Origin of the sequence: Parachryseolinea silvisoli (genome assembly GCF_021190955.1) — a bacterium.
GTDB classification, from domain to species: Bacteria; Bacteroidota; Bacteroidia; order Cytophagales; family Cyclobacteriaceae; genus Ohtaekwangia; species Ohtaekwangia silvisoli.
The window spans coordinates 1,138,128-1,152,690 of record NZ_JAIOAO010000003.1; the positions used below are offsets into that span (position 1 = coordinate 1,138,128).

The 14,563-nt window shown below is 54.0% G+C and carries 10 protein-coding genes; all 10 read left to right on the forward strand.

The window, feature by feature from the left end; genetic code table 11:
• Positions 1 to 204 precede the first annotated feature (204 nt).
• The 10 genes from K7P01_RS21720 to K7P01_RS21765 all read left to right on the forward strand — a co-directional run bounded on the left by K7P01_RS21720 (position 205) and on the right by K7P01_RS21765 (position 14,563).
• A complete protein-coding gene (locus K7P01_RS21720; protein WP_267296686.1) occupies positions 205 to 1,980 on the forward strand; it encodes a hypothetical protein in 1,776 nt (591 codons plus the stop codon).
• Positions 1,981 to 1,985: 5 nt separating this feature from the next.
• Complete coding sequence (locus K7P01_RS21725) at positions 1,986 to 3,707, forward strand: hypothetical protein (protein WP_267296687.1); 1,722 nt, start codon at positions 1,986 to 1,988, stop codon at positions 3,705 to 3,707.
• Positions 3,708 to 3,712: 5 nt separating this feature from the next.
• Positions 3,713 to 4,381, forward strand: a complete 669-nt coding sequence (locus K7P01_RS21730; protein ID WP_267296688.1) for a hypothetical protein — start codon at positions 3,713 to 3,715, stop codon at positions 4,379 to 4,381.
• Positions 4,378 to 5,109, forward strand: a complete 732-nt coding sequence (locus K7P01_RS21735) for a hypothetical protein (protein ID WP_267296689.1) — start codon at positions 4,378 to 4,380, stop codon at positions 5,107 to 5,109. Before K7P01_RS21730 ends, K7P01_RS21735 begins: the two co-directional genes overlap by 4 nt.
• Positions 5,090 to 7,072, forward strand: coding sequence for a hypothetical protein (locus tag K7P01_RS21740; protein ID WP_267296690.1), 1,983 nt, complete (start codon positions 5,090 to 5,092; stop codon positions 7,070 to 7,072). Before K7P01_RS21735 ends, K7P01_RS21740 begins: the two co-directional genes overlap by 20 nt.
• A 61-nt stretch (positions 7,073 to 7,133) precedes the next feature.
• Complete coding sequence (locus K7P01_RS21745; RefSeq protein WP_267296691.1) at positions 7,134 to 9,113, forward strand: hypothetical protein; 1,980 nt, start codon at positions 7,134 to 7,136, stop codon at positions 9,111 to 9,113.
• A 9-nt stretch (positions 9,114 to 9,122) separates the two neighbouring features.
• A complete protein-coding gene (locus K7P01_RS21750; protein WP_267296692.1) occupies positions 9,123 to 10,649 on the forward strand; it encodes a hypothetical protein in 1,527 nt (508 codons plus the stop codon).
• A gap of 42 nt (positions 10,650 to 10,691) precedes the next feature.
• Positions 10,692 to 12,449 carry a hypothetical protein gene (locus K7P01_RS21755; protein WP_267296693.1) on the forward strand — a complete coding sequence of 586 codons (1,758 nt, stop codon included), beginning with the start codon at positions 10,692 to 10,694 and terminating at the stop codon, positions 12,447 to 12,449.
• Between the two features lie 7 nt (positions 12,450 to 12,456).
• Positions 12,457 to 13,014 carry a hypothetical protein gene (locus tag K7P01_RS21760; RefSeq protein ID WP_267296694.1) on the forward strand — a complete coding sequence of 186 codons (558 nt, stop codon included), beginning with the start codon at positions 12,457 to 12,459 and terminating at the stop codon, positions 13,012 to 13,014.
• Positions 13,015 to 13,018: 4 nt separating this feature from the next.
• The gene (locus tag K7P01_RS21765; protein WP_267296695.1) at positions 13,019 to 14,563 is read left to right on the forward strand and encodes a hypothetical protein; all 1,545 of its coding nucleotides are present in this window, start codon (positions 13,019 to 13,021) and stop codon (positions 14,561 to 14,563) included.

The window sequence follows — 14,563 nt, forward strand, 5'->3', positions numbered from 1 at the left end:
AATCCGCAAGTCCATTATAATATTCCTTTGTCCATCAAAATAACAAAAGGTTCTCCTAAAAACCATTTTTATTTTCTGTCGCCTGGCGATCGGAAAGATAGTTGAAAGAAGTAAAAAAAATATTTCCTGTTTCTGGTAACCACTTGCTTTCCCACCGGACAAAGCCTTGAAATATAAAAAGGAATTCCCTTAACCCCTTTGTATATGATTAGATTACTGGTATGTGTCGCGGTGTATTGTCTCCTTCCGGTGCTCACGGCATCGGCCATCGTCAAGTACGACGAAGGCCGGATCGAGGTCAATGGCATCCAACTGTTGCAAGACAGTGAGAATAGCAACGCATACTATTACATACCACCTTACCCACGGGTGTCGGTACTCGAGAACGGCGACTTTGAGTTTTCGTGTATCAAATACACCGGCGGAACACGCGAGAGCTCAGGTGGGCTGTTTCATGTACTGGTACAATTCTCCCTTTCTCCGAACGAGGCGCGTTTGCTAGAAAAAAAATTACGGGAGAGATTCCCCAAGGCATCGCTAATGGGCGCGGTGCCGATGCAGGAATACGATGATCGTGAAACAGCCCCGGGCTTCCGTATTGTATCAACAATACTCAATCCCAACGGCGAAAGTCCGTTTACCGCGCGGGTCATTACCTCTGGTAGTGCACCCTTTTTACCCGGCTCGAAGGCCGCTATCGCCGCGCACCTGCCACCCGAAGGGGCGACGTTGCTGTGGGAGTCCTTTAGCAGCGCTACCTCGGATGTATCTGTCGTCGTGGAAGGCTACTTTCGCGCCAAGATCAAAGCGTATAAAGCACGGGTGAACGCAGACCTGGAGCTGGTATACAATCACTTCAGCTCGTTTAAAAACAAACAGTCGGGCTTCAGCCGCCAACAGGCCTCGCACGTGCTCGATAGCTTGTGCCAGACGGGTGCCATTACCATCGACGTGGCGGATATGACCGCCGGCCTGGACGTCAAAAGCGAAGTATACCAGAATATTCTCAATATTATTACCGAGCGGGTACTCGACACCATGTTCGATGTCAATACCGGCTGGGCGAAAGCACCGGCGACTACCACGGCTGCACAACCCTCAGACCTCAAGGAACGGTACCAACGCGGCGCCTTTGTTCGCTTTTTCGTTGGTGACGGCACACAACAATATATCCCGGACGACCAGCTGGTCTTAAAGTCTAAGAAGGAGATCCGCAGTTTTCACTTCACCCTGGATATGACCCAGTCCACGGTCATTAAAGTACCGGTATATTCCGCGGGAAACATTCGCGGCTTCTACGATGCCTTTAAGGACGACAAGCGTTACTTCCGCATTGTCGATATGAACGATCCCGACTTCCAACAGCGCGATATCCACTTTCAGATTGACGGCGCCTTTACCCATGCCTTTGGCGACATCATCGACCAGGCTTCCATACTGGTGCAGAAGGACTATCCGGATACCAGCGCCAATAGCTACAGCGGCGTGCTACAGTTCAACAAGATGGCCATCGACTCGGGCAACATTGTAAAATCCCTGACTTACCAGCGCCTCGGCGATCGCACCAACGGATGGCTGCACTATAAATACAAAGTAGGGTGGAAGTTCATCGGCGTCGACAGTATGGTAACAACACCGGCCACGGGCTGGCTTTCAACCGATCTGCCATCAGTATCGATACAGCCGCCGTTGAAAAAGACCATCATCGAGCTGGGCGTCGACAAGCAACTCCTGGACGACCAGAAGATTCAGACAATTAGTGTCCGGTTCGCATCCATCTTATTCGGACGGCCCTATAAAGGAAAGATGCTGTTGCTGCGGAACAGCGACACCGAGCCGCCCAAAGCAACGATATACCACGACGCCGGGCAACCGATTGTCTACCAGGTAAGCTGGTACTCCGGCAAAAAAAAGGTAGAGGATGACCTCAAAGTCCTGGCCGACGACTACCTCTTTCTGATACCTCCAGACATGAAATAAATACCATGAAAAAGATTGGCTTTATACTCTTACTGGCAGGTCTGACGTCCCTGCAACTGGCTGCCCAGCCGGTGTTGACCGAAGAATATGTCGAAGCCGCGGGGCTGATCTGCTTCCCGGTATATGGCGACACCCTCACGTTCAAATACCTGCCGTCGCGCGGGCGGCTGGCCACCGGCGCCAACGACCTGCCTGAATTTTCCTTCATGCAATACGCCATGGTCAAAACAGACGGTGCTGCGAGTAGTAGTGCGATCACCGAGGCCAACGGTGGCGGCCTGATCCATTTCCTGGTGCTGTACGATACCCCGGAAGAACAAGTGCGCAAAGCGGAGAATGAGCTACGCCGAAAATTGAAACGCCGCGACCTCAAGCTAACGAGCCCGGTGGAAATCACCGCCGGCAAGTTCATGCTGGTGTCGAGCCTGCTCATTGACGGTAAGGAACAGAAAGAGCTGATTGGCACGGGCATCGCCCCGGTATTTCAAAACTCGAAGGTGGCGTTCTCCTTCCTCGTAGAGCCCCTCAAAGCACAGCTGCTGATGGAGAGCTTTAAGATGAACACCCCCGATATCTCCATTACATTCGACCTCGAGTTCTCCGGGCTGACCAGTGCGTATAACGGCCAACTAGTCGTAGACTGGTCGCAGGTGCAACAAAGTGAATATTCGCACGAGAGTGTTGACGCGATCTTTTACAGCCGCGATGTCGAAAAGACCTTTGGTTCGTTGGTGCAGAATGGCGCTATCCGCATGGAGTCATATGGCAAAGACAGCATCGCCTCCGACCTGCTCACCGTTGCCTACGACCGGCTGTTGAAGCTCATGTTCGACCCCGTTCGCCCTGACTCGATTCCCCCGGAAAAGACCCGCGGCGTGCTGGACGAGATCTTTGGCAACCGCGGCCTGCTGGGCAGCCTTGTCGGCGGATCGGATGTCTATAAGAAACAAACCGTTCGCACGAGTGGCAAGACCGTGGTACAGATCAACAGCCGAAAGCTGGTGTCGCGCCACCACCTCCTGACATTCAATATCGGCGACCTGCACAAGCGGTATGGAGCCGACCAACGCATCTTCCGCAAGGTGGCCATCGACGACCCCACGTACCAACAGCGCGAGGTGCTCGTGAATCTCGACGGCAGCATCCGCGACGAGTTTGAGAATATGATCAACAGCGTAAGCGTGACACTGCGCAAGCGCCATCAGAATGGCGACGAGACCCTGCGGGAAATGTTCCTCAGCCAGGCATCGCTGAAAGATTATACCGGCAATTCCAAAATGATCTACCTCAACAAGAACGATGCTAACCGCACCGACTGGTTGCAATACGACTATAACACGCAGTGGCACTTCAAACGCGACGGCAGTTACAGCACAGGATGGGTATCCGCCAATACGCCCGTCATTAATCTACATACACCCTATAAGTATCGCCGCATAGACCTGATGGGCGATATGGGCGCCCTGCAAAAAGCCGGTATCATCGCCGTAGCCGTGGATATTGAATACCCTTTCTTCGGCAACACCCGCAAAGATCGGGTGACCATCAAGCCTGGTAAGCCGGGTAAAGAAGGCGAAGATTATAGCCTCGAAGCGATCCTGCCCCTCGGCACAGACAAAGTAAACTACAAGGTCACGTGGATCTATAAAGAAGGTAAGAAGGTCGCCGTCAGTGGCGAGGACGAATACGGTGTTATTCTCATCGACGAAATCCCTGTAAACAACTAATCGCTATGAAGACCGGCCTTGCCCTGTTCCTGCTCTTGCCCTTGCCGCTGTTCGGTCAGCTGTTGGAGGAGTCCTCCCGCGTGGCCATACCGGTAAAAGGAACCACCGTGGTGGTATATGCCATGGTCGATTGTGCGCACTGCTACTATTACCTGCCGCCGGCGCTACACATTTCACAACGCCAGGACACGCAAGTGTTGGAAGCTTCCTTCATATCCTGGGAACCGGAGGGAGGCTCGCCGGCGGGCGGTATCTTCCATGTACTTACCGACTGGGGCTTACCGGCCCGGGGCGAGGACAGTGTGCAGAGAAAGCTCCGCGCACGGTACGACTCCCTGGCTGTATTGTCTGGCCCGGCCGTGGTACGCGCGGCAGACGAAGGCGTACGCATTGTAGGCAAAGACAATCTGACCACGATTCTGACACGCAGTGTACAGCGGGCACAAGTGCCGCCGTCTACGCCTGGTGCGCGTATGGCGCTATCGTTCCGGTTTGATGCCGATGGCGTGCAAGAGTTCAAACGCTGCCTGCGCGACCCCGATAGCGTTACCGCCACGCTGGCCGTCACCTACTACTATAGACTGCGGTCGGCACACGGGGCGGTGCTCGATCGCCCGGTAACGCTACAATTGCCCTTTAAGACCATTCTCAAACAATTAAACGTAACGCCATGAATACGATGCGCTTTTTGCTCTGCATGCTGTTTGTCGTAAACATCAGCCACGTGGCTGCCAGGCCCACGGACATTTACCTCGTGATCTATACCACGCACGATGGCCATACGGGCCACGTGGGCCTGGCCGTTGACAACTATACGATTGCCGTGCGCGACACCATTATCAACCGCGTAAAAACCACGTACAATGATACCATCCGTACGTTGTCGCTGACCTACTTCGACCTGTGGGGGCCTGCCGAGATTCGGTGGGACGAACACGACGACAACCTGGCATCACGCTACTTTACGTTGCCGCGCTCGTCAGCAGAGACCCGCATCACAGCAGACTATCTCCTTACCCGGGGCCTGCCGCACAGCTACGACTATCCGTGCGACGCGCTCGTACGCCTGCGCACCAGTCCCATGATGGATGCGCGCCTGAAAGAGATCGTAGCCGGCATTCAGGAGGAACGGCCGTACTTTAACTCGCGGGAGTACAACTGTACGGACTTCGTTCTGCTGTGCCTGAACCGCTTGCTGCATACAAGCCTGGATGCAAAAGAATATATACCGTTTACCTGGTCGTCCACCCCCAACGAGTTTTACAAGACCGTCGTCGCACAACTGCCGGTGCAGATCATCAAGGCTGCCGGCGACGAGGTCGAAAAATCCTTCGTCCAGGAACGCCTCATCAACTCTGTATTATTTAATCAATCTACACACCATGAAAAGACCAATGATTAATCGTTTCGTGCTGATCGGATTTTTCCTGTCAGCATGCCTGACTGGCTTCTGTCAGGTTCTCGATTCTGAGAACAAGGTAGGCATTACCTTATCTGACGGACTCCAGGTAATTGCCTACGGCCGTGCCAACACGGCCTCCAGCTCATCCTACAACTATTTCTCCAACGAGTATTATTACTTGCCCACCAACCTGCGGCTCTCTAAAAAGGAAGACGGCACGCCGGAGTTCATCTTCGTAAAGTATACGACAGAAGAGACCGTAGCGGCTGGGGGTGTACAAGGCGCCCTGATGCACTTCCTGATGGAGTGGGGCTTAACCCCCGCGCAAGAAAAGGAGCTACAGCAGAAGATTACCCAAAAGATTGGCGATCTGAAGAGCGTTAACCCAAAATATGCGCAAGTAAAAAATCCCAAAGTCGTCGGCCCTGTTACACTGAAGTCGGACATCGAAGGAGAGACCTTTCGCATTATATCGGGCACGCTGACCAACGAGAAGTTTACTCCCAATATGGTTACCTCGGGTAAAGCCGCGTTGGTACCGGGCGCCAAGATGGCCGTAGCCGCCATATTGGAAAAGAACGGTGCGCAATTGCTGGCCGCTACGTTTGAGAAGGCCCGTTCGATCACCGACGTGTCGCTCAGCCTGCGCTTTGCATACGAGGTACTAACCCCTGCCGTAGATGGCGTCATCACCGTGAACTGGACGGAAATCAGCCGGATTTACCAGGAATATAGCCGCGAGTATTCGCACACCGATAAAGATGACGACACCATGCCATTCAGCAACAGCTTAAAGGATGATGAGATTACCGATACAGAAAAAGATTCGCTCGTCAGCTTCCTCATGAAGAGTAAAGCCGTTGTGATCAAGCTTGACCAGTTGAAGCCCGATAACCCGATTGCCAAAGAAGTAACGGACGCTTTTATGGAATACTTCCTGTCGTCTGTAGCAGAAAAGGATTTTGCAGAGCCGGAAGAAGGCAAGCCGGTTAGCCCGGCGCCGGGTGAACGTTACCAGCCGTCAGAAGACCTGTATAAATATACATTCAACACCAAGCGGATTGAAAGCAAAACGAAGATAGGGATCGAGACCTATAGCCTGAAGCTGCGTATTCCCGTGGTACACGAATCAACGCTGACGGAAAACCTGGCCTCCTGGTACGACGGCGTGAAGCACAACGCGAAGTGCGTCACGTCGGTAAACCTAAACGACCCTTTCTTCCAACACCGCGAAATACACCTGATCCTCGACGGTCAGGCCGAGCAGATGTTTGGTGATGAAGTCAACGCCGTATCGGTCGATATTCGCAAGAAACGCAGCAACGGCAACAGCTTCCAGGACGCTATCACCATCGACAAGACCACGCTGGCAAAAGGTACACTGGCAAGCCTGACGTATGCTCGCGGCGAAGACAAAAACCCGGACGTATATGAATACCGCACCAGCTGGAACCTGAAAGGCAACATCTATCCGCCCGACCCGAAGTGGGAGAAAGGCGACTGGAAAGGCATCAACCTGACCGCACCGGTGGTGCCCCGCACGATTCAATTCGAGGGTGACCTGACGCAAATGCAGGAGATGGGTATTCCCCGTGCTACGCTGCAGCTGCGCTACCAGAAGTTCGGCAAAGAAGTGGAAACCAACATTCCGCTGACTGTATCAAAAGGGCAGGGGCTAATCGAAAAGACGATCTACACCGACAAAGATACCCGCGGCTATGTATACCGCCTGATCCTCACGCCGAAGACCGGCGAGAAATGTGTATTGCCCTGGGAAGCCAAGATCAACGACGACTATGTGTTTGCTGTGATCCCCGAACAGCTCCGTGACAAAGAATCTGAAATATTCAAGCAAGCCGTAGAGCTGGGCAAGACCATTATTGCGCCCAAAGACGGCGAAGTAAACAAAGTCGACAAAGTACTGGACGGTTTCAAGGAAATATTCGATACCGTTAAGAACTGATCGGACAAACAGGCGTTGGCTGTGGGCAGCGCCTGTGCATCAACCCAAAACCCAAGTATATATGAAAAAGATCCTCTGTGTATGTATAACCATCCTCACCGTGTTGGGCGTCCAAACCGTCTATAGCCAAAAGGTGATGCTGGACGAACCGGTAAAAGCCGGGCCGCTGACAGTATTCCCGGATGTATCGGATAAAAACGCTTATTACTACGTTACGGATAAGCCACGCATCGCCACCGCAGCGAACGGTAAGCCTAAATTCTCGTTCCTGAAATATGTCGACAATAATGCCGCGAACAAGGAAGGCGACGGAGGCGGTCTGGTGCACGCTGTCGTGGTGCTCGAAGTAACGGATGAGCACCGCAAGCTGGCGGAGCGCGAGCTGCAACGCATCAAGCCCGGCGCCATACTAAAAGGCCCCATTCTGTTTACGGATGGAACGATCGCATTGATCTCCTCCATTGCGAACAAAGATGGTGAGTTTACCAAGCAGGTACTCGGCATTGGCAAGGCGCCTATTCTCGATGGCCACCAGGCAGCCATTTCCGTTTTGTTGAACAAGCAGGGAGCCAAGATCCTGTGGGAATCTTTCAAGACACCGACGCCCGACATGAGCGTGTCGTTCGAGATGACGATGCAGGGGTACCGTTCGCCCAAGCGTGTGAAGATTGAAGCCAACTTCGAGCAAATCTATGAAAGTACAGTCTTTCAGGCAGCTGCCGCGGTCAACGGCCCGGTACTGCTATCAGGTGAGATCAATTCTACTTTTGAAGACATGCGCAAAAGCGGTGCAATCAAAGTAGAACAATATGGAGAAGATGAAGATCTCGAGAAGGCATTAGAGACCGCTTATAGCAAACTTACTTCGATGATGTTTGATCCTGCCTCGGGTACCGGTTCTCCCAACCTCGGCCAGCTAGGTGCATCGGCAGGGGTAGGCGGCACGAGCCTGCTGGACCGCGCCACCACCCGGCTGAACGAAGAACGCAACAGTGCCCGTACCCAGAACGCGGCCATCCGTGCGGAGAACCGTACGGCTGCTGACCGTCGGAGCGCTGCTGCGACCACAACCTCTACGGCAGGTACAACGTCTACCGCGGGTACGAGCACGACATCGACCACTGGCAGTACCACCACGGGAGGAACGGATGCCTCGTTGCGCGACGACGTACGCATCGGCCCCCGCCGGGCGATGGATGTGAGCGCCGGTTATACCGGGGGTAGCAACGTCAGCGGGCCGGCCGAAATACCACAGGTAGACGTTCCCTCGATTTCGATCGTGGCCAGTTACCAGATGAAGAAGGTTCGCCAATCAGGTAAGTTCAGCATAGACCTGAACAAATATACCGTCGACAATCTGGTGATGCGTTTCGATGAAAACTTCGGTCAGATCAAATGCACCGACTGTTTCCGTGAAGCTAACCTGGAAGATCCGCTCTATGTACAACGCGATGTTTTTGCCTACCTCGACGGCTTTAATTCCGAAGACTTTGGTAAGTATATCAATTTTGCCAACGTCACAGTTCGCAAGAAGCACGAAGGCGGCGATGTGACCAATCAGGAGATCCGTATTGATAAAACAAACTTTAACACCACCGGCAATACCTTTAAGGTGATCTATGGTTGGAAAAACGACGCCGACCGTGCCAAGTGGCTGGACTATGACTATAAAGTAGCCTGGAATTACTTCGGCGGCTTTACCGAAGAATCTCCGTGGATCACTACCAGTATGGGCTCTGTACCTGTCTCGTCGCCGTATGTGCGGAAGATGCTCGACATAGAAGCTGATCCGGCCGTGTTCGAAGAGAAAGGCGTGCGCTCGGCCGAGGTAAAAGTTACCTATACGCTGGGGGGTAAAGAACAGGTGCGCAACTTCCGCCTCGATCCAAAGAAGACACTCTCCGGGCAGATCGACCTGCTCATGCCGGCACAGGCACTGGCCTATGAATACGAAATCAACTGGATACTCAAGACCGGTAAGACCATTAGCACCGGCAAGCTCCCGGGCACAAGCTCTCTCATCTTTGCCGACAATTTATAACGCTCCACTATGAAAAAGCATATCAGAAATATAGTCCTGGCGCTTGCTGTGACAGCCGGCATCATCCCGGCGCTGCGGGCGCAGCAAATCATTGTTTATTTTCACGGGCCTACAGCCGCGATGACAACAAACTTCACCGGCGCAACAGCTTCGTATATACAACCGTCGAATTGTGGTGCGACTTCGTATGGGTTCTCGCACGTTGTACTGGATAACCAAACGGCGCCGGTCTTCCGGAGCGCCTTCGCCGGCCTGAAGATCGTGCAGACCTACGACTCGCTGACCAACGCCAGCTCCATCCTCCGTCGCCGGCTGATGCAGCTTCGTAGTATGTCCAACGGTCTGGTCGACACGGTCGAGATCAATCTTTATGACGACCGTGCCGGTATAGCGGCACCAGGCCCTTGCAAATGCCGCGATAAGATCGGCGGCGTGTTCGGCGTCTGGCCGTGTGCCAGCAGCGAGCGCAACCATACCACCCGCGTGTACAAAGGCTGGGTAATGTTGGGCGAACTCGCCGCCAATCACATTATGGGCACCAGCTCCCCGGATTGGTGGGCCTGGTATAAAACGGTTGTACACGAATTCTCGCACACGCAGTTCGCGCTCGAGTACGATGCATCCAACCGGATTGTTCGCAATAAGTGGGGTAACAATGGCCTCGCGATATCGTACGGCGGCGACAAGGGCCACTGGGGGGACGAGTTGCAGGCCGACGAGCAGTCGGCGCTGGACGAGGGGCTCGCCACTTTCTGGGGCTTGGAGCGCCACACCAATGGCCGCAACTACCTGTTGAATTGGTTGAACCGGAACGACTCACGACTTTTCCTGGGCAGCCATTCCTTCCTGACCGGTGTGCCGGAAATGTGGAACCGGCCGCACGTAATGGAGTTTACAACGACAATTCCCGCGAGTCGCGAAGTGACGCCGCCGCATCGCAGCACCATTACGCTGGTGAACGACTATATCGATACGGGTGCACGCTATGAGTTAAGAAGTTACCGCTGGCTGGATGTACCCGGTAGATATGTGTTCTATAACGAAATGATGTTTCAGGCCTACGCTTGGTTCTTCTTTGACCAGGCGCTGCCCAGCCGCACCGAGGCGTTCGATGTAATGATGCGTGCCTGCCAGGTACTGACACCGCCCAACAACAGGCTGCGCTATCCGGGGATACTGGCTACAGCGCTGGCCAGCGAACTGGAAGCCTATGCACGGACGGCCGCGGGCAGAGCCGCCGAAACAAACCACCGCCTGGTGTCCAGCATGTTTGCGTATGCTCTGTATGACATCGTAACGCACTTCGATATAAGCGATGCCGAACTCACCCAGCGATTTAGTATCAGTCGGTCGCTGTCGACCGCTACGCCGCCACAGGCCCTTACGCAATACTTCACACACCGCGCGGCCGTCAAACAATTGGCCTGTCCGCATCTGGGCGGTCCCAACTGTGTGGGTACCGGTACGATCAACTTTGCCCGCGCAGTCACCGAAGTGAAGAATTACTTCACCGATTCCAGTCGCATACTCCGCTAGCCACATACGCACATCCCATCGTCACGCATAAACGACACTCCTATGAAAACGAATATTATATACTGTCTGTTCCTGCTGGCGGGGTGGCTCGGCGCTCACTCCTCACTGGCACAGCCGGTCTTTATTGATCAACCCATTCAATGTGGTGAGTTACTGGTCTTCCCACATATCACAGACTCGACCAAGTATTATTACCTGCCGAACAAGCTCCGGCTGGGAGAAACACTATCGGGTCTGCCGCAGTTCTCCTTCCTGCGCTATGTCCAAAACGTCAAGACCAAGCCCGGCACCGACCAGGTGGTCGAGGGCGACGGTGGCGGTATTGTACACGCGCTGGTTCAGCTCAGTGTGCCGGAATCTGAGCTCTCACGCGCACAGAGTATGCTGCGCAGCAAAACCAAAAACAAAGAAGCTGTAATCGTTGGTCCGATTGTCTATAAAGGTGGAACCTTCGCGTTAATCTCCTCCTTCGCCGAAGAAGGATCAGACTTTACAAAGAAGGTCGTCGGTGTCGGGCGGGCGCCTGTATTTGTGGGCAACAAGGCAGCCTGCTCGATCCGACTGACGAAGCTCGGTGCCAAAATCCTGTGGGAGTCGTGTAAGACGCCCACACCTGATCTGAGCTTCTCTTTTGTCATGGACTTTGCCGGCTACCGCTCACCCATGCAGGCACGTGTAGAGGTAGACTGGGACAAAGTATATAAACATGAGGAGTTCAGTGCAGGCGTGCGGATCGGTACTCCGTATGTCAGCCTGGGAGCCGACATCAAGGCCGCCTTTGACGAGCTACGCGAAGATGGTACGATCAAGGTAATCAACTTTGGCGCCGACGATAAGATGGAATCCATGTTGGATGTGGCCTATAAGAAGATCCTGGACATGATGTTTGCTCCCTTCTCCATGCCGCCGGGCAGCGAAGAATCTACAGTCGAGCAGATCGCAAATGGAATTAACACCATCGCCAAAGGCATTCAACAAAGCGCCAGCGCCGTCAGTTTTAATTTTGCCTATGAAATGAAACAGCAAAAGAAGTCGGGTCATTACGTCATCGACTTGAGCAAAGCTACGATGGAGACCATCAACTTCCGTTTCGACGAAAACCTGGGCAGCGATGTCGCGCAATGCAAAGACTGCTTCCGTTCGGTGAACCTCGACGATCCATTCTACAAGCAACGCGAGCTGCTGGTGTCAGTCGATGGCTTGAATTCCGACCAGTTTAGCAAGTATATCAACTTCGTCACGGTCAGCATGAAAAAAACGCATGCCAATGGCGCTGTCACCTACGATGAGCTACGCATTGCGGAAAAAGAATTTAAAGATGCACAAGGCAATCCATTCCGCCTGTTGTATGGTTGGAAAGACCAGGGCGACAATGACCGCGACAAGTGGCTCACCTACGAGTATCAAACCAAGTGGAGCTTCTTTGGCGATCATACCGTGCAGCAAGACTGGACCAAGTCCGATCAGTTGGGACTAAACGTGGCGCCGCCATTCCACCCGGTAGCGGTGAGTGTCGAAGCGGACCCGAAGCTGTTGCAAGAAGCCCAGATCCGCCTGGCCACCGTCAAGTTCTACTACGACTACGGTGCCGGCCTGAAAGAAGAACAGGTAACGATCAAAGGCACACAACAAGTGCCGGCTGCGCTCGCGGAGTTTATGCTCAAGCGTGGTAACTACGACTATGAATACGAGATCGTTTGGCGCCTGATGGGCAGCAAGACGTTGTCCTCCGGTCGCAAGAAGTCATCGGATGCGTTGATCTATGTAGATGAAATTCCTGCCGATGCAAAAGTATTGTAACCCCCTTATGCGTGTACTTGGGTTGTTCCTGGTGTTTAGCACAATGGCCATGCACGCAGCCATGGCCCAGGAGCAGGAGCTAAAGCCCGTGGACGATTCGTCCACGGCGCTTGGCTCTCTGTTCGGCGGCAATGCGTCCGGCATCACCGCCGTCAAGGTGGTGGCCAATACCGAGCAGAGTATAACCCTGCAGGTAAGCGTCAAAGGCATTCAGGGCGACGCCACGGCGCTGAGCGGTGCCGTGCTTAACAAGCTCAAGAAACCGCTGGCGGACGTGGTCTGTGAAAGCCGCAAGCTCTCTGCCGGCGACGGCACGGCCGAGTTGAAGTTCCAGTTCAAACAAGGCAACGGTACCTATAAAAGCGGCTTCCTGGAATCGTATTTTGTCTCGCTGACGCTTACCAAAAAAGAAGGTATACTCGGCAGCCTCGACCTGGGCGACGACGTGTTGGGTGACAACACAGTCTACGCCTTTCAAAAGAAATGGCGTGTGAGTGGCAGTGCGTCCATGATCATCCCGGTGGTACTCATGCCCTTTAAATCGGCCGCCACCCTTAAACCGTAAAGTCATGAAACGATATGCAACGATACGCTTCCGATCCTTGCTGGCCTTGTTGCTGCTCACAGCGACGCTACAGGTCCAGGCACAGGTAAAGGCTGAGCGCTCTGTGTCCAAAAAAGTTGTCGTAGCCCCAAAACGAGCGCTAAAAGAAACCGGCCCCGTGATCAAGACGCTGCCCGGCAACCAGACGCCGCCGTCGCAACAACCTTCGACACCGCCCAACCCGTCCACGCAGCCACCGCCGCCGACACAGCCGCAGGGACAACCCACCGTGCCCTCGAAGGAACGTCGTGGCGCGGCCAATATACCGTTCTTCCTCACGAGCCAGATCGATGCCGACCGTGAATTCAACGCGCCCGACGTGCTGCACGTATTTAACACGGTATACCGCGATGCGAACATGCAGGCTGGGTACTATTACTTCTTACCAGCATCGTATAACCTTAGCTGGACTGCCGGCACAGGCAAGTACGACTTCAACGCCACCTACAGCGCGGCCAATGCCAACGGCAGGGGTGAGACCACGGTCACCGCGATACTCAAGCCCAAGACCGGTAGCCGCGAGCTGAAGTTTGTGCGCGAGCTCGTAGAAGGAAACATCAAGGGCAAACCGGAGGCATCCTACGGTGTGACCGACCTGATCGCAATGCCCATGGCTCAGGCGCCGGAAATCGCATTCTCCAACCTCGGCCAGTTTGGCGTAGAATCCAAAGACATCTCCATCCGCGCGCCGTCCGACCTGATGGATCCCATCTATATCTCGTTTACCACGGGCCGCATAGACGACCTCATGGGCATGTTCTTCAACAACATCGGTCTGTATGGTGATGTGATCGTCTACCCGGCAGGCGAGGGTATGCCGGCTTCCATTCGTATACCGTTCAACCTCAAGATCGACGACGCGGGCACCTTTGGACGCTTTGAGCTTTTACCGGAGAACTGGCGCACCGGCTGGCAGAACAAAACCGACTTTCCCGTGGTGCTCACGCATTTCAACGTGCTGAAGAAAGAACCGACCGGAAACTTCAAGATCTATACCTGGCAAACGGGAGATCCGGAGGTACCGGAGCAAGCCCGCGTGAAGTTTGACGCATCACGTGTGCCCACGTGGATCGATCAGGATGCCGGTGTCGTCAAAATGTGGATGGACTATACGGTCAAGCCGTGCGTCGCCTGTAACAACACGGTGAAAGAAAAGATCATAAAAGGCACCAGCGGCAGCCGCGTACGCAACATCGACGTGACAATACTGACACCGCTCGAGTTCACAGCCGGCCAGATGCTCAAAGTTCGGATTCGTTCGTTCCAGGCAGACCCCAACGGTCTTTCAAAGGCAGATCTGCCCACGCTGACGATCACGAAAGACAATACCACCCTGTCGGGTGGCCAGCTCTTTGTGCCCGATGGAGCATCACCAGACTTTGAATATATGCTGCAGGTATTTATGCCCGACGGCACGCGCTATGAGTCCGACCAGTGGAAGAAAGCCAGCGACCTCGACATTGTAGTCGGCACGAGCCAGGTAAAAGAAATGATCAGCCACTTTAAATAA